20 protein-coding genes are annotated in these 23,624 nt (G+C 64.5%); 13 read left to right on the top strand and 7 right to left on the bottom strand.

Features of this window, described 5'->3' with window-relative positions:
- Positions 1–2: 2 nt before the first annotated feature.
- Genes NKI25_RS09175 through NKI25_RS09165 form a run of 3 tightly spaced genes read left to right on the top strand, consistent with a single transcriptional unit; the run spans position 3 to position 2,864 of the window.
- Complete coding sequence (locus NKI25_RS09175; RefSeq protein WP_352578132.1) at positions 3–1,610, top strand: heme biosynthesis protein HemY; 1,608 nt, start codon at positions 3–5, stop codon at positions 1,608–1,610.
- Between the two features lie 39 nt (positions 1,611–1,649).
- Complete coding sequence (locus tag NKI25_RS09170; RefSeq protein WP_023678200.1) at positions 1,650–2,129, top strand: tellurite resistance TerB family protein; 480 nt, start codon at positions 1,650–1,652, stop codon at positions 2,127–2,129.
- Between the two features lie 18 nt (positions 2,130–2,147).
- On the top strand, positions 2,148–2,864 hold the full coding sequence (locus NKI25_RS09165; protein WP_352998375.1) for a glutamine amidotransferase: 717 nt from the start codon (positions 2,148–2,150) through the stop codon (positions 2,862–2,864).
- Here NKI25_RS09165 and NKI25_RS09160 read toward each other — a convergent pair whose 3' ends face one another.
- The 6 genes from NKI25_RS09160 to NKI25_RS09135 all read right to left on the bottom strand — a co-directional run bounded on the left by NKI25_RS09160 (position 2,865) and on the right by NKI25_RS09135 (position 10,844).
- Entirely contained in the window at positions 2,865–4,106 is a 1,242-nt protein-coding gene (locus NKI25_RS09160; protein WP_352998374.1) for an MFS transporter, read from the bottom strand.
- A 457-nt stretch (positions 4,107–4,563) separates the two neighbouring features.
- Complete coding sequence (locus NKI25_RS09155; RefSeq protein WP_352574527.1) at positions 4,564–5,028, bottom strand: Ros/MucR family transcriptional regulator; 465 nt, start codon at positions 5,026–5,028, stop codon at positions 4,564–4,566.
- Between the two features lie 164 nt (positions 5,029–5,192).
- Entirely contained in the window at positions 5,193–5,897 is a 705-nt protein-coding gene (locus NKI25_RS09150) for an ROK family protein (RefSeq protein WP_352574529.1), read from the bottom strand.
- Between the two features lie 19 nt (positions 5,898–5,916).
- Positions 5,917–7,293 (bottom strand): glucose-6-phosphate dehydrogenase, encoded by a 1,377-nt coding sequence (gene zwf / locus NKI25_RS09145; RefSeq protein ID WP_352569459.1) that lies wholly within the window; start codon positions 7,291–7,293, stop codon positions 5,917–5,919.
- A gap of 22 nt (positions 7,294–7,315) precedes the next feature.
- Entirely contained in the window at positions 7,316–8,332 is a 1,017-nt protein-coding gene (gene gnd, locus NKI25_RS09140; protein ID WP_352569460.1) for a phosphogluconate dehydrogenase (NAD(+)-dependent, decarboxylating), read from the bottom strand.
- Between the two features lie 100 nt (positions 8,333–8,432).
- Positions 8,433–10,844 (bottom strand): glucan 1,4-alpha-glucosidase, encoded by a 2,412-nt coding sequence (locus NKI25_RS09135; protein ID WP_352782912.1) that lies wholly within the window; start codon positions 10,842–10,844, stop codon positions 8,433–8,435.
- Between the two features lie 218 nt (positions 10,845–11,062).
- Between NKI25_RS09135 and NKI25_RS09130 the strand changes: the two genes are divergently transcribed.
- The 5 genes from NKI25_RS09130 (at position 11,063) to NKI25_RS09110 (ending at position 17,761) form a co-directional block, all read left to right on the top strand.
- Positions 11,063–12,076: an ABC transporter substrate-binding protein gene (locus tag NKI25_RS09130; RefSeq protein ID WP_023678192.1), complete on the top strand. Its 1,014-nt coding sequence runs from the start codon at positions 11,063–11,065 to the stop codon at positions 12,074–12,076.
- Positions 12,077–12,150: 74 nt separating this feature from the next.
- Positions 12,151–13,644 carry a sugar ABC transporter ATP-binding protein gene (locus NKI25_RS09125; RefSeq protein WP_352998393.1) on the top strand — a complete coding sequence of 498 codons (1,494 nt, stop codon included), beginning with the start codon at positions 12,151–12,153 and terminating at the stop codon, positions 13,642–13,644.
- A gap of 1 nt (position 13,645) precedes the next feature.
- Positions 13,646–14,620, top strand: a complete 975-nt coding sequence (locus NKI25_RS09120; protein ID WP_352832850.1) for an ABC transporter permease — start codon at positions 13,646–13,648, stop codon at positions 14,618–14,620.
- Positions 14,621–14,622: 2 nt separating this feature from the next.
- A complete protein-coding gene (locus NKI25_RS09115) occupies positions 14,623–15,570 on the top strand; it encodes an ABC transporter permease (RefSeq protein WP_352998373.1) in 948 nt (315 codons plus the stop codon).
- 121 nt (positions 15,571–15,691) lie between these two features.
- On the top strand, positions 15,692–17,761 hold the full coding sequence (locus tag NKI25_RS09110; RefSeq protein ID WP_352594125.1) for a 3-hydroxyacyl-CoA dehydrogenase NAD-binding domain-containing protein: 2,070 nt from the start codon (positions 15,692–15,694) through the stop codon (positions 17,759–17,761).
- A gap of 8 nt (positions 17,762–17,769) precedes the next feature.
- Here NKI25_RS09110 and NKI25_RS09105 read toward each other — a convergent pair whose 3' ends face one another.
- Positions 17,770–18,582 carry a helix-turn-helix domain-containing protein gene (locus tag NKI25_RS09105; RefSeq protein ID WP_352594124.1) on the bottom strand — a complete coding sequence of 271 codons (813 nt, stop codon included), beginning with the start codon at positions 18,580–18,582 and terminating at the stop codon, positions 17,770–17,772.
- A gap of 114 nt (positions 18,583–18,696) precedes the next feature.
- Here NKI25_RS09105 and NKI25_RS09100 point away from each other — a divergent pair, with 114 nt between their 5' ends.
- The 5 genes from NKI25_RS09100 to NKI25_RS09080 all read left to right on the top strand — a co-directional run bounded on the left by NKI25_RS09100 (position 18,697) and on the right by NKI25_RS09080 (position 23,496).
- Positions 18,697–19,827: an ABC transporter ATP-binding protein gene (locus tag NKI25_RS09100; RefSeq protein WP_352594123.1), complete on the top strand. Its 1,131-nt coding sequence runs from the start codon at positions 18,697–18,699 to the stop codon at positions 19,825–19,827.
- On the top strand, positions 19,808–20,971 hold the full coding sequence (locus NKI25_RS09095; RefSeq protein WP_352594122.1) for an ABC transporter substrate-binding protein: 1,164 nt from the start codon (positions 19,808–19,810) through the stop codon (positions 20,969–20,971). Before NKI25_RS09100 ends, NKI25_RS09095 begins: the two co-directional genes overlap by 20 nt.
- A gap of 76 nt (positions 20,972–21,047) precedes the next feature.
- Positions 21,048–21,911 (top strand): ABC transporter permease, encoded by an 864-nt coding sequence (locus tag NKI25_RS09090; protein ID WP_352594121.1) that lies wholly within the window; start codon positions 21,048–21,050, stop codon positions 21,909–21,911.
- Entirely contained in the window at positions 21,911–22,723 is an 813-nt protein-coding gene (locus NKI25_RS09085) for an ABC transporter permease (protein ID WP_352594120.1), read from the top strand. Before NKI25_RS09090 ends, NKI25_RS09085 begins: the two co-directional genes overlap by 1 nt.
- 11 nt (positions 22,724–22,734) lie before the next feature.
- Positions 22,735–23,496 carry an SDR family NAD(P)-dependent oxidoreductase gene (locus NKI25_RS09080; protein ID WP_352998372.1) on the top strand — a complete coding sequence of 254 codons (762 nt, stop codon included), beginning with the start codon at positions 22,735–22,737 and terminating at the stop codon, positions 23,494–23,496.
- Positions 23,497–23,624 lie beyond the last annotated feature (128 nt).

Below are 23,624 nucleotides of genomic sequence, written 5' to 3'. Positions count from 1 at the left end.
CAATGATCCGCATCCTCGCCTTCCTTGCCGCCGTCTTTGCGCTCGGGCTCGGCTTCGCCTGGCTGGCCGACCGGCCGGGCGAAATGCTCGTCACCTTCAACGGCTATCAATACCAGGTCAGCCTGATGGTCGCGGCGGTGGCGGTCGTTGCCGTGGTTGCCGCGGTGATGATCGTCTGGTGGCTGGTCAAGGCGCTGTGGAACAGCCCCTATACGATCTCGCGCTATTTCCGCGTGCGTCGCCGCGACCGCGGCTACCAGGCGCTGTCGACCGGGATGATCGCCGCCGGCGCCGGTGACGGCGCGCTCGCCCGCAAGAAGACCAAGGAAGCGGCAAAGCTGATCCGCTCCGATCAGGAGCCACTGATCCAGCTGCTCGACGCGCAGGCCTCGCTGCTCGAAGGCGACCATGAAGGCGCCCGCGAAAAGTTCGAGACCATGCTCGATGATCCCGAAATGCGGCTGCTCGGCCTGCGCGGGCTTTATCTCGAGGCCGAGCGGCTCGGCGACCGCAACGCAGCCCGCCACTATGCCGGCCGTGCCGCGGCGGTGGCGCCGCAACTGGCCTGGGCGGCCGAATCGACGCTGGAAGACCTGACCGGACGCGGCGACTGGGATGGCGCGCTGAAACTGGTCGACGCCCAGAAGTCGACCCGGCAGATCGAGCGTGACGCCGCCAACCGGCGCCGCGCCGTGCTGCTTACCGCCAAGGCGCAGGCGCTGATCGACAGCGATGCTAATGCCGCCCGGACGGCGGCTCTGGAAGGCAACCGGCTGCGGCCGGATTTCGCGCCGGCGGCGGTCGTCGCGGCGAAATTGCTGTTTCGGCAGAACGACGTGCGCAAGGGCTCGAAAATCCTCGAGGCGGCGTGGAAGGCCGAGCCCCATCCGGAGATCGCCGAACTCTACATTCATGCCAGGCCGGGCGATGCCGTGCTCGACCGGCTGAACCGGGCAAAGAAGCTGCAGGAACTGAAGAAGAACCATGCCGAGGCCTCGCTGGCCGTGGCGCGCGCCGCGCTCGATGCCCAGGAGTTTTCAACCGCCCGTCGGGAGGCTGAAGCCGCCATCCGCATCGATCGCCGCGAAGGCGCCTATCTGCTGCTGGCCGATATCGAGGAGGCCGAAACCGCCGACCAGGGCAAGGTGCGGCAGTTGCTGTCGAAAGCGGTGAGAGCGCCGCGCGACCCGGCCTGGGTCGCCGACGGCGTCGTCTCCGAGCGCTGGGCTCCGATATCGCCGATCACCGGCAGGCTCGACGCATTCGAATGGCGGGCGCCGATGGAGCGGCTCGGACAGTTGATCGACGGTCATGAGGATACGCCGGAGGCGCCGGTGCCGGCCATCGCGGCTCCAGCCAGGCCGGTACAGGAAAGAGCCGGGACGATCGAGCACACGGCGGAGACACCGGGCACAGCGACCGAGGAGAAGACGGACGACCGTGCCGGCGAGGATCATGTGACACCAATCACCGCGGCGGCGTTTGCCCAAGTGCCGGAAGATGCCGAGGCCGTCGAGCCGGCGCAGGAGCTGACGCGGCTGCCCGACGACCCCGGCGTCGATCCAGACGACGCGGCGGATAAATCGACGCGCCGGTTTCGTTTGTTCTGATCAGGGTCGAGTGGACCCGGGCTTATTGGGAATGATTTGATGTTCGAACGCGTTTTGTCGTTTCTAAGGGATCTGCCGTCCGGTGGTGGCGCCAGCCCCAGCGCCGACGATCCGCGCATTGCCGCGTCCGCCCTGCTTTTCCACGTGATGAACGCCGACGGGGTGCGCCAGGATACCGAATGGGAACGGTTCAAGAAGGTGCTGGCGGAAAGCTACTCGATCAGCGGCGACGAACTCGACGCATTGGCGGCTGCCGGCGAGCGGGCCGACAATGAGGCGATCGACCTCTACGCTTTCACCAGCGTGCTCAAGCGCCATCTCGACGCCGAGGCGCGAAAGGCCTTCATCGGCCTGATGTGGGAGATCGTCTATGCCGATGGCGAGCTGCACGAGCTCGAGGACAATACCGTGTGGCGGGTCGCCGAGCTGATCGGCGTCGAACGTCGCGACCGTGTCGAGGCGCGCCTCAAGGCGGCCGCCGCGGCTCCTGGTGCTGCCGGAACCTCAAGCGACGAATAGACAGGATCCCGCCTTCCAATGCCGCCCAAGCCAAGTCCGAGACCAAAGATCCTGATCGTGCTGCATCAGGAGCATTCGAGCCCCGGACGGGTCGGCCATATGCTTATCGAGGAAGGCTTCGATCTCGACATCCGCCGACCGCCGCTCGGCGAGGCCTTGCCGCAGACGCTGGATGGCCATGCCGGCGCCGTGGTGTTCGGCGGGCCGATGAGCGCCAATGACGGCGACGAGTTCGTCCGCCGCGAGACCGACTGGCTCAAAATTCCGCTCAACGAGAACCGGCCGCTGCTTGGCATCTGCCTCGGCGCGCAAATGCTGGTCAAGCATCTCGGCGGCAGGGTCCAGGGCCATGGCGAGGGCCTCGTCGAAATCGGCTGGTATCCGCTGAAGGCGACCGAAGCGGGCAGCAGGCTGATGCATTGGCCGGAGATGGTCTATCAGTTCCATCGCGAAGGCTTTTCGCTGCCGAAGGACGCGACGCTTTTGGCGACGGCCGAAACCTATCCCAACCAGGCCTTCCGCTATGGCGACAATGCCTGGGGCATTCAGTTCCATGGCGAATTGACCCGGGCGATGATGCAGCGCTGGGTGGTGCGCGGCGCGCACCGCTTCGAACTGCCCGGCGCGCAGCCCGGTCGCGACCATCTCGGCGGCCGGCTGATCTGGGACATGCACCTCAAGCGCTGGCTCGGCGAGTTCCTGCCGATGATTTTCGGCAAGCCGGCGCTGCGGTAATCAGTTTCGCCCCCTGAGATGACGCACCTTGCGCAGCTGCGGGAACAGCACCGCCCACAGGCCGGCAACAGCGATCGCCCCGACACCCCCGACCACCACGGCCGGAACCGTGCCGATCAACGCCGCCATGGTACCGGCGCGGAATTCGCCGAGCTCATTGGAAGCGCCGACAAACACCTGGTTGACAGCGTTGACGCGGCCGCGAACGTCGTCCGGCGTCCACAGCTGGATCAGCGTCTCGCGGATATATACGCTGAACATGTCGGTGGCGCCGAGCAGCGCAAGGGCCGCAATCGACAGCCAGGTGATGGTCGAGAGGCCGAACAGAACCGTGAACGCGCCGAACAGCGCGACGAAGCCGAGCATGACAAGGCCGGCATGGTTGCGGATCGGGTGTCCGGCCAGCCAGATGGCGACGCAGATGGCGCCGACGCCGGGCGCCGAGCGCAACAGGCCGAGCCCCCATGGGCCGAGTTCGAGGATATCGCGCGCGTAGACCGGCAGCAGCGCCGAGGCGCCGGACAGGAGCACCGCAAACAGATCGAGCGAAATCGCGCCGAGCACGATCTTTTCGCTCCAGATATAGCCGAAGCCGGCGAACAGGGTCTGTACCGTCGGCCTGTCGGTCCGGCTGCGCTGGGCAGGCTTCGGGATGGTGAAGATCAGCACGGCGGCAACCAGCATCAGCACGGCGGCGGTGGTGTAGGCGGCTTCGGCTGAAAGCCCGTAGAGCAGGCCGCCGGCGACCGGCCCGACGATGGCTGCCGTCTGCCAGGCGGACGAGTTCCAGGCGATGGCGTTGGCGAAATCCTCGGGCGGCACCAGATTGGCGAACAGCGATGAGGAGGCCGGCCCGAAGAAGGCGCGCGCGATGCCGAACATGGCAAACACGATGAAGACCGGCATCGGCCCGGAGAGGCCGCGTAGCGTCAGCAGCAGCAGGGCCAAGGCGCAGCCCGCCTCGACCAGCACCGCCAGCGCCATGATCAGCCGGCGCCCGAAACGATCGGCAACGTCGCCGGTGACCAGCACCAGCAGCAGCGAAGGCAGGAACTGGACGATGCCGACAAGGCCGAGGTCGAACGGGTCGCGGGTGAGATCGTAGATCTGCCAGCCGACGGCGACCGACACGATCTGGGTGGAGAATGTCGAGAGGAAGCGCGCCGCCCAGTAGCTCAGGAACGGCCGGTGGCGAAAGGCGGCATAGCGCTGGTCGGATGGTACTTGGGATTCTGTGGTCATGGAATAAGGCCCCGTGGCGGCGATGTCGGCCGGCGGGGCACTTCCACGATGGGCGCTGGTCCGGCCAAAAGAGCCTTTAGCGCAGTTCGGCCGGAGGCGCGCGCAAAAATCCGGCCTGGATCAAGGAATTTTCAGGCTGCCATACCAATTGCGGGCGGCAACCACGCTCGGCGGAGATGGAGAGGGTTATTTGGCGCGCAGGTCGAGTTCCTTCGCGCCCCCCTCTGTCCTGCCGGACATCTCCCCCTCAAGGGGGGAGATTGGACGTCGCGACGTCCTTCGCCAGTCTCCGGCTTCGAAGGCAATTTGTACGTTCAAAGATTTGTACGTTTAAAGAGTAGCGCCATCGGCGAGGCAGCTGATCTCCCCCCTTGAGGGGGAGATGTCCGGCAGGACAGAGGGGGGCGCTGTCCCGCCAATCTTCGAGGCTTGCGTTTGCAGGGCTTCGAACGATGCTTTAGGCCGTCGCCTTGGCCTTCCTGCCCCGGCCCTTGACGGGCGCGGGCGGGGCGGCTTTGCGGCCGAGGCCGATCGCCTTGGCCAGTTGCGAACGCGAGGCCGCGTAGTTGGGGGCGACCATCGGGTAGTCCGACGGCAGGCCCCATTTGGCGCGATAGGCGTCGGGCGTCAGCCCGAAATGAACGCCGATATGGCGCTTCAAGGATTTGAACTTCTTGCCGTCCTCGAGACAGATGATGTAGTCCGGCGTCACCGATTTCTTGGGATTGACGGCGGGCGTCAGCGGCGCGGCGACCGGCACTGCCGGTTGCCCGAGCCCGCCTATGGCAGCGCTGACGCTGGCGATGAGGTCGCCGAGGCCGGAAGCCGGCAAGCGGTTCTTCTCGACATAGGCGGACACGATATGGGCGGTCAGCTCGAGCAGGTCGATATTTTTGCGAGCGTTGTTGCTGTCGTCGGTCAATCTATTTCTCCGTCCGTGGGGGTCGCAGAAATTCCTAGTCGGCAAATCTGCGCAATGCAATGACGCCGCACCACGTCACACATTATTTTGAATAATAATACTAACGGCAGCGCGGGATTAACAACCCTGAGCCGGTGCTCGATAATATCAGACAATCAGCAATATCAAATAATCAGGGATTTGTCGCGCCATAGTCGAAATCCGCCCTCGAAGGCGCGTGTGTTGTCGCCGCGTCTGCAATCGGCGGGCAAGTCGGTGAGTTCGTCGACATTGCCGCCGCCGATGACCACGTAATCCGGCTGCATGGCGGCGCGAAGCCGGTCGACCACGTCGAAGACGTGTTTGCGCCATTTCTTCTTGCCGCGCTTTTGCAGGCCGCGTTCGCCGACATAGTCTTCGAAACTGCCGCGCTTCTTGTAGGGAAGATGGGCAAGCTCCATCGGCTGGGCAACGTTATCAACGATCATCGCGGCCCCCAGGCCGGTGCCGAGGCCAAGGAACAGCATGCGGCCGCCCTCATAACTGCCGATGGCCTGCATGAGCGCATCGTTAACGACCTTGACCGGTTTGCCGAACTCGGCGGCGAAATCGCAGCCGACCCAGCCCTTGCCGAGATTGGCGGGTTCGGTCAGCGGCCGGTTGTGGTGCACCGGGCCCGGATAGCCCATCGAGACGACATCGTAGTGCAGCCCTTCGGCGAGCGCCTTCACCGCCGCGACCATCTGCTGCGGCGTAAGCTCCGGTCCGGAAGCGGTCTTGCGCTCGTCGCCGCCGGCGCTGGTGCGGATCTTGACGTGCGAGCCGCCGATATCGATCGCAAGCACGATCTTTTCTTCCTCCGATGCCGGTTGCTTCATCGCCTTGGCCATCGCTTTCGCCTCCCAGAAATCATTTCGCTGGATTGATCCAGCCGTTCTGCGGCCCGAATCCAGCCATGGCTTCGGCCGGCCCCCAGGTCTTTGGCGCGTAGACAAGGGGCGGCGTGGTGTCGCCGAGCACCGGGCCGACGATGCGCCAGGCGAGCTCGCTGGCGTCCTGGCGGGTGAACAGCTGGCCGTTGCCGTTCATGGCGTCGCCGATCAACCGCTCGTAAGGCGGCATGTCGCCCTTCGAATCGTCCAGCGCGGTGAGCTCGACCTGCTCACCGACCATGTCATCGCCGGGCGCCTTGCGCCGGGCTCCGATCGAGATCGCCACCTGAGGATCGATGCGGAAGCGCACGTGATTGCAGTCGCCGGGCTTGATCGGATCGAAGACGTCGAGCGGCGGCCGCTTCAGCCGCACGATGACTTCGGTGGCGTGCACCGGCAGGGATTTGCCGGCGCGAATGAAGAACGGCACATCCTGCCAGCGCCAGGTATCGACGAAAAAGCGCACCGCCGCGAAGGTCTCGACCGGCGAGTTCGGCGCCACGCCCGGCTCCTTGAGATAGCCGTCGAACTGGCCGCGCACCACATCGTCCCTGGTCAGCGTCCGGATCGCCCGCAGGACCTGCACCTTCTCGTCGATGAGATCGTCGGCCGAGCGGCCGACCGGCGGTTCCATGGCGAGCAGCAAGAGGATGTTGAGCAGATGGTTTTCGATGACGTCGCGAATGCAGCCGACCTCGTCATAGAAGCGGCCGCGGCCCTCGACGCCGAAATCCTCGGCCATGGTGATCTGCACGCTCTCGACGTAATTGCGGTTCCAGATCGGCTCGAGGAAGGAATTGGCGAAGCGGAAATAGAGCAGGTTCTGGATCGCCTCCTTGCCGAGATAATGGTCGATGCGGAAGATCGACTTCTCGTCGAAGACCAGATGCAGCACCCGGTTCAGCCAGCGCGCCGATTGCAGATCGTGGCCGAACGGCTTTTCCACCATCAGGCGCGCGCCCTGGGCGGCGCCCGACTGCTCCAGCCCCTGGACGACCACCTCGAACATCGCCGGCGGCACCGCCAGATAGTGCAGCGGCCGCTCAGCGCTGCCGAGCGCGGTCTTCAGCTTCTCGAAGGTCGCAGGCGCCCGATAGTCGCCGCTGACATAGCGCAGCAGCGATGCAAGCCTGGCAAAGATCTTGTCGTCGATGCTGCCCAAGGCGTTGACGATGCCGTCGCGGGCGCGCGCCTGCAGCTTGGCGAGGTCCCAGGGATCGAAGGCGACGCCGATCACCGGCTCGTTCAGCGTCCCTTTGGCCACCATGGCGTAAAGGGCGGGGAAGATCTTCTTGTGGGCGAGATCGCCGGTGGCGCCGAAAAGCACCAGCGTGTCCGATCGTTCCTGGCTCATGGGCGTGCCTCCCTGTCGCCCGTCACGAGCCGGCTTTGGGTTTTTCGACATGGCCGCCAAAGGCATAGCGCATGGCGGACAGAAGCTTGTCGGCGAATTCGGATTCGCCTTGCGAGGAGAACCTGTCGAACAGCGCCGAGGACAGTACCGGCGCCGGCACGCCGGTGTCGATCGCCGCCTTCAGCGTCCAGCGGCCTTCGCCGGAATCCGAGACCCGCCCGCCGAACTGCGTCAACGACGAATCGGCCTTCAGTACGCCGGCCGTCAGGTCGAGCAGCCACGAGCCGATGACGCTGCCGTGCCGCCAGACCTCGGCCACTTCAGCGATGTCGATGTCGAACTGGTAATATTGCGGGTTTTCCAGCGGGCTGGTTTCGGCGTCGACGGTGCGCTGCCGTTTGCCGGCATTCGCCGACTTCAGGATGTTCATGCCTTCGGCATAGGCGGCCATGACGCCATATTCGATGCCGTTATGGACCATCTTGACGAAATGGCCGGCGCCGCTTGGTCCGCAGTGGAGATAGCCGAAGGGAGCGGTTCCGGCATCCTTGCCAGGGGCGGGCGAAGCGGCGTCGGCGCCCGGCGCCAGCGTTGCGAAGACCGGATCGAGATGCTGGACCGCGCTGTCGGGGCCGCCGATCATCAGGCAGTAGCCGCGCTCGAGGCCCCAGACGCCGCCGCTGGTGCCGACATCGACATAGCTCAAGCCTTTCAAGGCGAGGCGTGCGGCGTGGTCGACGGCCTCGTGATAATAGGAATTGCCGCCGTCTATGATGATGTCGCCCGGCTCCATCAGGGCAGCCACCTGGTCGACGATCTTGCCGGTGATCGCCGCAGGCAGCATCAGCCAGGCGCTGCGCGGCTTCGCCAGCTTGCCGACGAACTCCTCCATCGAGGCGGCTCCGACCGCGCCGGCGCTCACAAGCGCGGCGACGCTCGCCGGGTTGATATCGTAGACGACGCATTCGTGGCCATCACGCAGCAGGCGCCGAACCATGTTGGCGCCCATCCGGCCCAGTCCCATCATTCCTATCTGCATAGTCTCGTCCTGCCTTACTTGAGGGATCGATGATCTAGTGGCGCTGTGATTGAAGCATGATCTTTTCCGAAAACCGGTCTCCACTTTGCGGGATCATGCTCTATCCGGTATCGCCGATGCCGACAGAAAAGTCAGCATTCTCCCAATGGCCGCTATCGGGCCAGAAGAAAGTGAAGACAATGCTATTGCCCGGGCTATTGCCCGGAGCAATCTCGGCAACCGGCAATTCCGCAAGATGGATGCCGAAAGCATTCGCGGTGGTCTCGGTGTCATGGACGGTTGCCCAATTGTCGCTGCTCCAATGAACCAGCGCCCGGGCCAGAAGTTCGATGCGCAGCGCCTTGCCTGCCGGGATGGTACGGATCTTGTGGTTGAAGCGCCATGCCCTGAAGCGCGACACCGTCCTGCCCTCGATATAGCGCTTGACGCCTTGCGGCGGCATGTCGAACACCGTGCCGTCGCGCAGCGACCGCAGCAGCTTGATGTGCTCGGAATGCGCCCAGACCAGCGGCTTGGCGCTGCCGGAGGGCCCGCCATGCCGCAATTCGCGCTCCGGCATGTCGGGACCGTCCCAGACCTGCTCCGGTAGCAGGCCGCCCGATCCGGCAGAGTTCTCGAACGTCCTGAGCAGGCTTGCCGCACTATCCCTGCGGCCTGCCGCCAGCTCGTAATGAGCGCGCTCGCCGACCAGCAGCGGCCAGGGCCGGCCCCGGCCGGTTCCATCGAAGGGCGCGCCGTCGGCATGCTCGCCATAGCCATCGCCATTGTAGCGGTACCAGAGCGGGCCCTGCGGCAGTTCGCAGCGCAATTGCGCGTCGATGACCTTGACCGTGTCGAGGATGCGCGGATCGTCGGCTGCCCGCAAGCCGAAGCGGACCAGCGCCAGCGCATCGGGGCTGACGATCGCCTCGGCCGGCCGGTCCGTATCCGCCGGCGGGCGGTTCTTGATCGGGACGTAGCCGTCTTTCGGCGATGCCGCGCCGGCTTTGTCGGGCGGCGCAATGCGGACATAGTGGCCCTCGACGCCGGCTTCATCGCCTGAGGAGCTACCGGCGACGTAGGTCCAGCGTTCGATCTGATCGTTCCAGACATCGGCGGTTTCGCGCAGATAGTTTGCCGGCTCTGTTTTGCCGGCGGCATCGAAGATGTCCGCAGCCGCTAGCAATGCGGCGATCTCGACGGCAAGCGTGAACGGGCTGTAGCCGGCGTCTTCCTCCCAGCGGTCCTCGCCGGTGACCGGACCGTTGCGCACGACATAGGCGGCAGCGCGCTCGATCATCGGCATGAAGGAGGAGAGTGCGGCAGGCGGCAAATGGCCGGCGCGGCGCAGTGCGTCGGCAAGCAGCAGCGGGAAGGCGCATTCGTCCATCTGGATGCCCGGCCAATAGGCCGATCCGTCGAGCCAGGCGTTCTGCGGCCAACGGCCGTCCGGCTCCTGGATCGCGCGCAGATAGCCAAGGATGCGCAAGGCTTCCGCCGGGTCGCCGGCGGCGAGGAAGCCGCCGGCGGTTTCGACCAGATCGCGCGGCCAGACCAGGTGATAGCCGCCGAGGTCGTCGTCGCCCTTGTTGAAGCCCCACGGGATCGACAGGCTGGCGACGGCTGCTCCGGCAGACGACCGATGTGTCGCCAGCACCGCCGTGCTGAGGCGGTAGGGATTGAGGCCGGACGCCGCGTGCCGGTCCAGCGGCAGCAGGCCGGCCTGCCATTTGCGCCATTTTTCGATGTAGGATCTGGCCGCGGGCTCAAAACCTTGCCTCAGGCTGGCGAAAGCAGTTTCCGCCGCCTGTTGAGGCGTCGCGCCGAAGCCCAGTGCCAGCAATATTTTTGGGTTCGCAGCCGAAAAGGCGATCTCGCCGGTCAGCGCGACATTGCCGTCCTCGGCCCTGCGGCAGGCCGGATCGAGCCGGCCGCCTTGACGAAGCTGCTGCCAGCCGTCGGAGACGCCGACATAGCCGGCCGAGCACACCTTCCACGGCAGCGACGAGGCGAGCGCCAGGCAGGTGCCGCGTCCCGATGCAAACAGGACAGGCTGTCCTTCATGGTCGTCGATCCAGGCGGTGTTGCCCATGCCGGCGTTGACGAGGTGCGGTGCCAGCAGCGCGTAGACGCGGTAGTCGGCGGCCGCGCCTTTGAGCGGCGTGAACATAATCTCCTGCAGCAAGACTGGACGTTCCGGATCCGTCAGGATGCGCTTTTCGATCCTGTAGGTTCCATCGCTTGCGGTGTTGACCAGCCGGTAGGCAGGCACCCCGTCCGCCAGGGGTTCGATACTGTGTTCGGCGTCGCGTTTTTCTTCCGAGAAATAGCCGTCGGGTCCGGTGACGATCAGCCCCAGATCGCGGGTGCAGGCGCTGTCGAGGCGCGGGTAGTAGATCTCGTTGAGGATACCGTGGCTGATGGTGAACCAGATCGGGCAGGCCGGCGAGAGCGCGGTGCCGACGCCGCTCTTGGCGCTCGAGGTCCAGCGCGCCGGAATGCCGGGTGCACCCGGAGCAAGGTTCGTCGCCATTCAATCGGTCTCCAGTGCCATCCCTAGACCAGGAGTCGAACCGGTTTCAATGATTGCACCGCAAGTTGATCGCCGGCCATGGATTGCTGTTGACAGCTTGCCGCCTATCTGCATTTGTCTGATAATAGATAAAAAACAAGATTGTGAGCGTATCAGCCAATACCCACCAGCCAGCCATTAACCACCAGTAAGACAGCAACTCACGGGAGGAGTATGACATGAGGAAAATATTCGTTTTGGGGGCTCTTGCGGCGATGCTCGCCGCAGGTACAGCGCTTGCCGACACCAGCGGCAAGAAAATCGCCTTCTCCAACAATTACGCCGGCAATTCCTGGCGGCAGGCGATGCTGGACAGCTACGCCATCGTTACCAAGAAGGCGGTTGCCGACAAGGTGGTCGGCGCCGCGGACGTCTTCACGACGGCCGACAAGGAAGTGCCGACGCAAGCAGCCCAGGTGCAGAACCTGATCCTGCAGGGCTATGACGCGATCGTCATCAACGCGGCGTCTCCGGATGCGCTCAACGGCGCCATCAAGCAGGCCTGCGACGCCGGCATCGTCGTCGTCTCCTTCGACGGCATCGTCACCGAACCCTGCGCCTACCGCGTCGTTGTCGACTTCAAGGACATGGGCAAGCAGGAGGTCGAGCAGATGGCCAAGTTCCAGCCCAAGGGCGGCAACCTGCTGGAAATCCGCGGCCTCGCCGGCACCTCGATCGACGATGCCATCCATGCCGGCATCCTCGAAGGCGTCGCTGCCCATCCCGAGTTCAAGATCGTCGGCTCGGTGACCGGCGACTGGGACCAGACCACGGCACAGAAAGCCGTAGCGACGATCCTGCCTTCGCTGCCGGATGTTGTCGGGGTCGTCGACCAGGGCGGTGACGGCTACGGCGCGGCGCAGGCTTTCGCCGCCGCCGGCAAGCCACGCCCGACCATCATCATGGGCAATCGCCAGGACGAGTTGCAGTGGTGGAAGGAGCAGAAGGAAAAGGACGGTTACAAGACCTGGTCGGCATCGATCGCACCGGGCGTATCGACGCTTGCCTTCTGGGTGGCGCAGCAGGTGCTCGACGGCCGCACCGACGTGCCGCACGACCTGCTGGTGCCCTATCTTGCCTTCACCCAGGACGATTTCGAGGCCGCGCTGCCGAAGATTCCGAAGGGCGGCGTCGCCAGCCACGAATACACGCAGGAAGACGCCGTCGCGGCGATCAAGGCCAACATCAAGTGAGCATGGCACTATTGTTGCCGCCACGGATAACCGGGTATCGTTGAGGGATGCCCGAGGCCAATGCAGACATCATCATGCCGGACGGCGCCGAAAAGCTTTTCGGCGCCGTCAGTTTGGACATCATAAGACTGGACGGAGCCGAAAAACATTTCGGCGCCGTCAGGGCGCTCGCCGGTGTCGATTTCAGCGTTCGTGCCGGAGAATGTGTCGGTCTCGTCGGCCATAACGGCGCCGGAAAATCGACGCTCATGCATATGGTGGCGGGCACGCTTGCCCCCGACAGCGGGCAGATCGCGGTCCGTGGCGGTGTCGAGGCAAGTTATTCGGTGCCGCGCGCGCAGCAGCTCGGCATACGCTGTGTGTTCCAGGAGCTGTCGCTCTGCCCGAACCTCAGCGTCGCCGAGAACACGCGGATCAACCACGCGTCGCTGCATGGCTTCGGCTGGCGGCGCAAGGCGGCCGATCTGATCGCCGCCAAGCTCGACGAGATCTTCCCCGGCCACAGCATCTCGGCATCCGACATCGTCGGTGATCTTTCCATCACCAGCCGGCAGATGGTGGAGGTGGCGCGCGCCTTCACGGTCACGCAGGAGCCGCTCGAGCTGGTTATCCTCGACGAGCCGACATCCTCGCTCGACGCGCATACCGCCGGCCAGCTGCTGGCGTTCGTGCGCCGCTTCATCGCCGCCGGCAAGAGCTGCATCCTGATCTCGCATGTGTTGGGCGAAGTGCTCGGAAATGCCGACCGCATCGTGGTGATGCGCGACGGCAAGGTGGTCGCCGCCGGGCAGGCCGACGCCTTCGACCGCGACAGGCTGGTAACGGCGATGGGCGGAGCGGAGGCGCGCGAGAAGACCGCCGCAGAGATTGCGAGCGGCAAGCCGGAGCCCGGCCCGCTGCGGGTCCGGGCGCGCCCGGCGCGACAGCAGGACGGCAACGAGCTCGTCGCCCGTGCCGGTGAGATCATCGGCCTTGCCGGACTTGCCGGGCATGGGCAGACCGATCTTTTGCTGGCTATCTTTGCTGCGGCTTCCCGTGCCAAGACCGGCATCGAGGTCACCGCGCCGGTGGCGCTGGTTGCCGGCGACCGCCAGTCGGACGGGATTTTTCCGCAATGGTCGATTGCCGAGAACATTGGCATCCGTTCGCTGGCGCGATTGCGCAACGGCCTCTTGGTCTCGCCGCAGCGCGAAGCCGAGCTCGCCGAGTTGTGGCAGCGGAAAATCGGCATCCGTACGCCCGACATGAACAACAACATCTTCTCGCTGTCCGGCGGCAACCAGCAGAAGGCGCTGTTCGCGCGGGCGCTCGGCTCCGACGCCAAGATCGTGCTGATGGACGATCCGATGCGCGGCGTCGACATCGGCACCAAGCTCGAAGTCTACGACCTCGTGCGCGAGGAGGCTCGCCATGGCCGCACTTTCCTCTGGTACACCACCGAAACCGAAGAGCTCGACAATTGCGACCACATCTATGTGTTCAAGAACGGCCGGATCGTCGCCAACCTTCGTCGCGACGAACTGACGGAGGAAAAGATCATCCAGTCGTCGTTCGGCGATGCGGCCTGAGATGACAGCGGTATCCGTCGAGAATGGGCTAAAATCTTCGGCTCGCGCCACGAGGCGGGCGCGCATGCTGCGCAGCCTGCTGCCGGCACTGTCGCTGGCGCTGGTGCTCATCGCCATCGCCTGGCTCAACCCGCGCGCCATCAGCTATTTCGGTTTCAGCCTGATGCTCAATCTGGCGATCCCGATCGCTCTGGCGACGATCGCGCAGATGTTCGTCATCGCCGGCAACGAGCTCGATCTGTCGATTGGCACCTTTGTCGGCTTCGTCGGCTGCGTGACGGCGACATGGCTGAAGGACGCGCCGCTGCTCGGCGTCGTGATCCTGCTCGGGTCGATCGGCGTCTACGCGCTGCTCGGCGCGCTGATCCATCTGCGCAACCTGCCCTCTATCGTGGTGACGCTCGGCATGAGTTTTGTCTGGCAGGGCATGGCCATCCTCATCCTGCCCAAGCCCGGCGGCAAGGCGCCGGACTGGCTGCTGGCGCTGATGGCCTTCAAGCCACCCTTCATTCCGTTCCCGATCATCGCGGCATTGCTGATCGCAGCCGTCGTCCACTTTGGCCTGATGCGCACCTCCTACGGCGTCATCCTGCGTGGATCGGGCGGCAATGCAGCCGCACTCAAACGCGCCGGCTGGTCGCTGCTGCGCACCAAGATCGCCCTGTTTGCGCTGACCGGCCTGTTCGGCGTTTTGTCCGGCATGGCGCTGATCGGCATCACCACCTCGGCCGATGCCAATATCGGCAATGGCTACACGCTGCTTTCGATCGCCGGCGTCATCCTCGGCGGCGGCGAGTTCGTCGGCGGCCGGGTGTCGCCGATCGGCGCCGTCATCGGCGCACTGACGCTGGCGCTGGCCGCCTCCCCGCTTTTGACCTTCATGCATATCCCGCCCGACTGGCAGGTCGCCGCCAACGGCGCCATCCTGATCATCGTGCTGGCGGCGCGGGTGCTGATCAGCCGCAGGGAGAGGTGAGCATGGCATCGCTGCGGACACTGCTCGCCAGACCCTGGATCTGGTCGTTCTTCGGGGCGCTGCTGGTGTGGCTGGCGACCATCGCCTTCACCGGCGGCTATGGCGGCGGCGGCATGATCACGGCGGCGCTATCGCTCGCCGTCTTCACCGTCATCGTCGGCGTCGGGCAGATGTTCGTCATCACGCTCGGGCCGGGCAATGTCGACCTGTCGCTGCCGGCCAATATCGGCCTTGCCAGCGCCGTCGCCATGAAGGTCATGGACGGCAATGATGCGATGATCGCGGTCGGCCTGCTGGCAGCGCTTGCCTGCGGCATGGCGATCGGCGCCGTCAACTATCTGCTGATCTGGGCGCTGCGCATTCCGCCGATCATCGCGACGCTGTCGGCCAGCTTCGTCATCCAGTCGGTCGATATCAGCTATGGGCGGGGCCTGCAGATCAAGCCGCCGCCGGGCTTTGCCGATTTCACCAACTGGCAGATCTTCGGCATTCCGGTGCTGGCGATCCTCACCGTGCTGTTCACCATCGGCGCCGGCATCGTTTTGCAGCGCATGATCTACGGACGCTCGGTGCTGGCGATCGGCCAGAACATCCGCGCTGCCTGGCTGGCCGGCGTCAATGTCGGCCGCACCCGCTTCCTCACCTACATGCTGTCGGGCGCGCTCGGCGGCCTCGACGGCGCACTGCTCGCCGGCTATTTCCGCGGCGCCAATGTCGATATCGGCAATGAGTATCTGCTGGCCTCGATCGCGGTCGTCGTCATCGGCGGCACGTCGGTGGCGGGCGGCAAGGCCAATGTGCCGGGGGTCTGGGGCGCGGCGCTGTTCCTGGTGCTGCTGTTGACCATGCTCAACACGTTCGGCGTCAGCGTCGGCGTCCGCCTGGTGCTGACAGGGCTGATCATCGTCGGCGTCATCACCGCCGCCGGTGGGCAGAAGGCGCTGCGCTAAGGCAAGGCCACCCGGCGGCGACGGGATATCGATCCGGCCCGCAAAACACGTGGTTCCCATCCGCATGCCAGCGCTGTAAATCCCGTCGCGCTATTGGCCAACATCATTGCGTGAGGTTTGCGTGTCCGATTTCGTCAGCACTACAAGGCACGGCAACGTCGCGGTGGTGAGCATCGACAATCCGCCGGTCAACGCGCTGACCTTCCATGTGCGCGAGCCGCTGATGCAGGCGCTCGTTTCCCTGCGCGACGAGCCGTCGGTCCGAGCAATCGTGATAGCATGTGCCGGGCGGACCTTCGTCGCCGGCGCCGACATCACCGAATTCGGCAAGCCGGCGCGGCAACCGGACCTGGGCGCCCTAGTCGCCATGCTGGAAACCATCGCCAAGCCGACGGTCGCGGCCATTCACGGCACTGCGCTCGGCGGCGGCCTGGAACTGGCGCTCGGCTGCCATTTCCGTGTTGCCGACCGAACGGCAAGGCTCGGCCTGCCGGAAGTCAAGCTCGGCCTGCTGCCGGGCGGCGGCGGCACGGTTCGCCTGCCGCGCTTGGTTGGTCCGCTGAAGGCACTCAGCATGATCGTTTCGGGAACGCCGATCGGTGCGGCCGAGGCGCTCGCCGCCTGCCTGGTGGATGCCGTCTTCGATGGCGACCTGACCGCGCAAGCGGTGAATTTCGCCAACGAAACGGCCGCGAAAGGCGGTCCGTTCACGCCGGTGCGCGACCGCAATGATCGCCTCGACCAGGCCGACTTGCCGGCGTTCGACAAGGAAGCGGCAGTGCTTGCCGGCAAAGCACGCGGCCTCGAGGCGCCGATCGCCTGTGCGCAGTCGATCCGCAACGCCCTGACGCTGCCCTTCGACGAAGCGCTGGCGGCGGAGCGCGACCTGTTCGTCAAGCTTGTCGCCGGGGACCAATCACGCGCGCAGCGGCATTTGTTCTTCGCTGAACGTGAGGCGGCAAAGATTGCCGGCAAGGACGTCGTCAGGCGCAAGATCGCCCGGGTCGGCGTCATCGGCGCCGGCACGATGGGCGGCGGCATCGCCATGGCGTTCGCCAACGGCGGCGTCCCCGTGACCTTGCTGGAAGCGACACACGAGGCCTTGCAGCGCGGGCTGGCGACGATCAACAAGAATTATGCCGTTTCCGTCATCCGCGGCTCGCTGAGCGAAGACGCCAAGCGCCAACGGCTTGGGTTGTTCAAGGGTTCCACCGACTATGCCGATCTTGCCGATTGCGACCTGATCGTCGAGGCCGTGTTCGAGGAGATGGCGGTCAAGAAGGATGTCTTCGGCAGGCTCGATGCCGTGGCCAAACCGGGCGCGATCCTCGCCACCAACACCTCCTATCTCGACGTCAACGAAATCGCCGCTTCGACGTCGCGGCCGCAAGATCTCCTCGGCATGCATTTCTTTTCGCCGGCTAACGTCATGAAGCTTTTGGAAATCGTCCGCGCCGACAAGACTTCGCCCGACGTGCTGGCGACCATCGTCGATCTGGCACGGCGGATCGGCAAGGTGCCGGTCGTTGTCGGCGTCTGCCACGGCTTCGTCGGCAACCGCATGCTGGCGGCGCGCGGTGCGGAACTGGAGACGCTTCTGCTGGAAGGCGCAATGCCGCGCCAGGTCGACCAGGTGTTCACCGATTTCGGCTGGCCGATGGGGCCGTTCGAGATGAGCGATCTCGCCGGCCTCGACATAGGCTGGCGCAACCGCAAGGCGCGTGGCCAGACGGCCGTGATCGCCGATGCGTTGTGCGAACAGGGACATTTCGGCCAGAAGACCGGCAGCGGCTTCTATCGCTACGAAGGCGGTTCGCGCACGCCGCTGCCCGATCCCGATGTCGAGGCGCTGATCCGCAACAAGGCTGCCGAGCGCGGTATTGCACCGCGCGCGATCGGCGCCGAGGAGATCATCGAGCGGACGCTCTATCCGATGATCAACGAGGGCGCCAAAATCCTCAAGGACAAGATTGCCGCCCGCGCCTCCGATATCGACGTCGTCTGGGTCAACGGCTACGGCTTCCCGGTCGGCAAGGGCGGGCCGATGTTCTGGGCGAGCCTCGAAGGCGTGGACAAGATCATCCGGCGGCTGGATCACTGGCACCAGCAGACCGGCAAGGATGTCTTTCGAGTGGCACCCCGGCTCAGGCAGATGGCCGAAACCGGTTCCTGGGACGGCGCTGCCGGTTGAACTTGGGACTACCGAATCCGTGCGTCCATGATCTCGACAAAACGCGCGAACAGACCCGCCTGCGACTTTATCTTGAGCTTGCGGTAAATGTTGCGGCGATGAACTTTTACGGTTCCCGGCACGATGCGCATCGCCCTGGCAATCGATTCCGTGGAATGGCCCTGAAGCACCAGATCGACGACATGCTGTTCGCGCGGCGTGAGCGAAAGGCTCTTCCAGATGTGAGCACGTTCGAACTCACTGGCCGGAGCAATCGCCTCGTCTTGCTTCGTCCCAACCGGTCCGTCAGCCGGAAGGGTAGGCCAGCGCAGCCTGACGAGGCTGATCACCGCAGGCGCCATGTCGCGCAGCAACCTGGCATCGGCGGTTCCGAACGGCCCCGAAGCGCGCAATCGCATTAGCGAGACCACCAGCGCGTCCTTTCCCGGCAGCGGCACGAAAAAACCGACCTCCTCCGCAAGCCTGGTCTGGCTGTAATAGGAGCGGTAATATTCGCTGGCATAGAAGCGATCCGGCGCCAATTCGCGCATGCGCCAAAAGCCTTCCTTGCGCTCGACTGCCGCATGGTGGAACGGATCGAGCAGATAAGGCCCTTCCTGATAGAGCGCGACGAAGACATGGCTTTCGGCCGGCGAGAATGTCTCGAACAGCAGCGGCGGGCGTGAGGCGCCGCGATAGCCGAAGATCACGCAATGATCGAAGCTGACATGCTGGCGGAGCCAGGCGACCATCGCCTTGCCGAAAAGCTCGCCGCTCGTCTCCCGCGTCGCTGCGATGAGCGCAGCGAGCCGGCTGTATTCATCGCTGCGTGAAACGCCCAATTCATACCCCTCCAGACGAGAAAATAGACGAAATATACCACCTGGGAGGTATATACTAGCCGCCATTGGCTCTGATAGCGTTTCGAGACCAACTAGCCGCCGGAGTCCGCAGCTTTGACCGCAGTGCCCGACATCGAGTTTCGCGGGGTCACCAAACGCTACGGCAGCGTGATCGCGGTCAGCGGCATCGATCTTGCCATCCCGCCGTCTGCCTTTGTCGCGTTGCTCGGGCCGTCCGGCTGCGGCAAGACAACCTGTTTGCGCATGATCGGCGGTTTCGAACAGCCAAGCGAAGGTGTGGTATTCATCCGTGGCCGCGACATGGCCGGCACGCCGCCCTATCGGCGGCCGGTCAACATGGTGTTCCAGCAATATGCGTTGTTTCCGCATCTGGATGTGGCGGACAACGTCGCCTATGGCCTACGCCAGGCGCGGCCGCGCCTGTCGTCGCGGGAGATCAGCCTGAAGGCAGGCGAGGCGCTCGCCATGGTTCGGCTTGCCGGCTATGGACGCCGCAAGATCCATGAGCTTTCCGGCGGCCAGCAGCAGCGTGTCGCCCTGGCGCGGGCGCTGGTCAACAAGCCGGCGGTGCTGCTGCTCGACGAGCCCCTGGCGGCGCTCGACAAGAAGCTGCGCACCGAAATGCAGATAGAGCTGCAGAACCTGCAGCGCGAGATCGGCATCACCTTCGTCCTGGTCACCCACGATCAGGAAGAGGCACTGTCGATGAGCGATTTCGTCTGCGTCATGAATGGCGGGCGCATCGTCCAGCTTGGGCAGCCGAGCGAAATCTACGACGAACCCGCCGACCTCTTCGTCGCCGATTTCGTCGGCAAGACCAATCTCTTGAGCGGCAAGGTCGTCGGGCTCTCGGGCAAGCTCGTCGAGGTAGCGCTTGCCGACGGCACCGTCATCGCCGCGCGCAAGCGCACTTCGCTAGCCCAGGGCGAAGCCGTCTCGGTCAGCCTGCGTCCTGAATCCCTAAGTCTCGGCGCGCCCGGAAGCGGCCGGCTGAACGGGCTTGTCCGCAACCGGATCTTTCTCGGTTCCACCGCGGAATATGCAATCGAGGTCCAAGGCATCGGGACACTGCTCGCCAAGGCCGATTATCTGGTTGGCGGTGGAAATCTCTTCAAGCCGGGTGAACCCGTCGCCGTCGGCTTTACAGCCGGAACGCCGCTGGCGTTTCCGGAGAATAACGTGACCAACCAGAGGGAAAACAAAAATGTCGAAATCGTATCGTGACGGACTGCCGATAAGCCCTGAAAAATTCGTCGACCAGTTGATGCGCCTCAAGCGCGGTTCCATCGGCCGCCGCGAGTTCCTTGGCCTCACCGGCCTAGGCATCGCAACGGCAGTAATGGCCCGCGAACTCGGCATCGTGCCGTCGCCAGCCTTCGCCCAGGAGGGGCTTGGCGACCGCATGTCGATTGCCACCTGGCCCAATTATCACGACCCGGCGACGTTCGAGAATTTCAAGGCCGAAACCGGCGTTGCCGTCGAGGTGAACGTGTTCGGGTCAAACGAGGAGATGCTGGCCAAGCTGCAGGCCGGCGCCTCGGGCTGGAGCCTTTTCGTTCCGACCAACTACACGATCTCGACTTACAAGAAGCTTGGCATCATCGAAGCGCTGGATATGGCCAAGCTTGCCAATTATGACGGCTCGCAAGAAGACCCGCGCTTCACTGGGGAAGGCACCATCGACGGCGTGACCTACGCTGTGCCGAAGAATTGGGGCACCACCGGCTTTGCCGTCAACACCAAGAAACTGACCAAGCCGATGACGAGCTGGAAGGAATTCTGGGACACGGCCATGGCGGAGGGCGACGGCCGGACCATGGTTCATGATTACCAGCTGACCACGATCGGCAACGCGCTGAAATATTTCGGCTTCTCGTTCAACTCGCTGAAGCCGGACGAACTCGCCAAGGCGGAGGAATTGCTGCTGAAGGTCAAGCCGCATCTGTTCGCGGTCTCTAGCGACTACCAGCCGTCGATGCGTGCCGGCGACGCCTGGATGACGATGTGCTGGACCAATGACGGGGCGCAGCTCCACCGCGACATCCCCGAAATCGCCTACGTGCTTGGCAAGGAAGGCGGCGAGATCTGGACCGACTTCTACGCAATACCCAAGGATGCGCCGAACAAGCCTGCCGGCTATGCCTTGCTCAACTATTTGATGAACCCGAAAGTCGCGGTCAAGGAGCACCTGGCCAACGGTGCGCCTTCCACCGATGCGCGGGTCAATGCGCTGCTGCCCAAGGAGGTGCTGGACAATCCGATCCTCTATCCGGCGGCGGATCTGCTGAAGCCGCTCGAATTCGGTGCGGCTGCGACGCTAACCGATCCGGGCCGGGCCGAATTGATGGCACGCTTCAAGTCGGCTTGAACCGGGCAGGCCACAGGCTCGATGCAGGCAACTCCCCGGCGGACAGATGTCCGCCGGCACCCGGGCGGTTTTTTCAATGCGCAGCAACGTCCTCCGTCACAATCTCCTGACCGCCCTGCTGCTCGGTCCAGCAACGGCGTGGCTGGTGGTGTTTTTAGTTTTGCCGTTCGTGGCGATCGCCGTTTTCAGCGTCGGCGAGCGGGCGCCGGAAGGCGGCTATCAGGCCGCTTTCACCTTGGCGCAGTATGCCAATCTTCCGGCGCGGGCGACCGCCTTCTGGAACACCATGGTGCTGGCGCCGGCGGGCGCACTGGCCTGTCTTCTCGTTGCCTATCCGGTCGCCTATTACCTCGCTTTGCGCGCGCCGGAACGGTGGCGGCTGATCCTGCTGGCGCTTGTCGTCATCCCGTTCTGGACCAGCCTGCTGATGCGAACCTATGCCTGGATGTATGTGCTTGGCGGGCGCGGCATCCCAGCTCTGCTGGCCTATGTCGGGATGGAGGACGTGCGGCTGATCAACACGCCGGGAGCGGTTCTGCTCGGCATCGTCTATGGTTATCTGCCGCTGATGATCCTGCCGATCTATGTCAGCCTCGAGCGGCTCGACCGCCGGCTGCTGGAGGCCTCCGCCGATCTCGGCGCGACGCCGATCTCGACATTCCTCGGCGTGACGCTGCGGCTGTCGCTGCCAGGTGTGATGACCGGCTTCTCGCTGGTCATGGTCCTGCTGCTCGGCGAATATCTGATCCCGACGCTACTCGGCGGCGGCAAGGTCTTCTTCATCGGCAACGCGCTGGTCGATCTGTTCCTGCAATCGCGCAACTGGCCATTCGGATCGGCAATCGCCATCACACTTGTGGCGGTTTCAGTGGTCGTGCTGCTTGCCGCGAACCGCATTTCGACCCGGCTTTCGGGTGCCCGCCGGGTGGACCTGATCTGATGCGTGCCTTCGTCGTTGCGGTCTTTGCCTTTCTCTACCTGCCGATCGCGCTGGTGGTGCTGTTTTCGTTCAACGCCGGCCACCACGCCAGCGAGTTCACTGGCTTCTCGGTGCAATGGTACGGCAAGGCCCTGGCAAACCCGTTCCTGGTCGAAGCGCTGAAGAACAGCCTGTTCATCGCCACGACCAGCGCCTTGCTGGCGGCGCTGTGCGGCACGGCGGCCGCGCTTGGCCTGGCGCGTGTCGGCGCGCAGACGCGAGCCGTCTTCGATGCGCTTTTGGGTGCTGCGATCGTCGTTCCTGGCGTCGTCATCGGCATCTCGACGCTGGTCGCGCTGGTCCAGCTATTCGGGGTGGTCAACCCGTTTGTCGCTTCGCTGTGGCCGAACGACCAGCCACCGCGCCTGGCGCTCGGCTATGGCTCGATCATCGCCGCGCACGGCCTGTTTTCGATGGCGCTGGTGGCGATGATTGTCGGCACGCGCCTCGGCAGCCTCGACCGCAATCTGGTCGAGGCCTCGAGCGATCTTTACGCTACCCCGCTGACGACGTTCCGCAGCATCGTGTTGCCGCAGATCATGCCGGCGGTGATCGCCGGATTCCTGCTCGCCTTCACATTCTCCTTCGACGATTTCATCGTCGCTTTCTTCGTCGCCGGCGCACAGACGACATTGCCGATCTATGTCTTCGCCTCGATCCGGCGCGGGGTCACGCCGGAGATCAATGCCATCGCGACGATCGTGCTCGTCGCCTCCGTTCTGCTCGTTGTGCTTGCCCAATGGCAACTGCGGCAACGAAAACCATCACACTGAAAGACAAAAACATGATTCTGAGAGATCGCATCGCCGTGGTGACGGGTGCCGGGTCGGGGATCGGGCGTGCCGGCGCCATGATGATGGCCAGGGAAGGCGCGCTCGTGGTGATCGCCGACAGGGACCAGGCGGCGGGGGAAGCAACCGCTTCCGACGTTCGTGCGGCCGGCGGTCGGGCCGAGGCCGTCGCCACCGACGTCGGCGAGGATGCGGCGGTCGAGCAGCTCATTGCGGGAACGCTGGGGCGGCATCGGCGGATCGACATCCTGCACAATCATGCCGGGATCCAGGTCGGCGGCACGCTGACCGAACTCGGCGCCGACGGCATGGATGCCTCCTGGCGGATCAATGTGCGGGCGCAGTTCCTCGCGGCCAGGCTGGTCATGCCGTCGATGATCGCGCAAGGCGGCGGGGTGATCCTGAATACCGCCTCGAATTCGGGTGTGTTCTACGACCGCGAAATGATCGCCTACGCAACGTCAAAACATGCAGTGGTGGCGATGACCCGGCAGATGTCGCTCGACTATGCCAAACACAATGTCCGCATCAACGCGCTGTGCCCCGGCTGGGTCGATACGCCCTTCAACGAGCCGTTCATCGCGCAGATGGGCGGGCGGGCAGCGATCGAGAACTATGTCCGCACCAAAATTCCCATGCAGCGCTGGGCCAGCGCGGAGGAAATCGCCGAAGCGATCCTGTTCCTCGTCTCCGACCGCTCGTCCTTCATGACCGGTCAGGCGCTGGTGATCGACGGTGGAGAAAGCATCGGCTGATCCGCCGCTCCCGGCGGGCGGCAGCTGAAATTCTCTTTGGCCTAACGGCCGGCGGCGAGATGTGCTTTCGTCTCAAGGAGAATGCGGCCAACATGGCTGGGTCGGGAGCAGAAATCATCAGCGCAAAC

Source organism: Mesorhizobium sp. M0808 (genome assembly GCF_040320025.1).
Lineage (GTDB): Bacteria > Pseudomonadota > Alphaproteobacteria > Rhizobiales > Rhizobiaceae > Mesorhizobium.
This window is presented reverse-complemented; position numbering and strand designations above follow the sequence as displayed.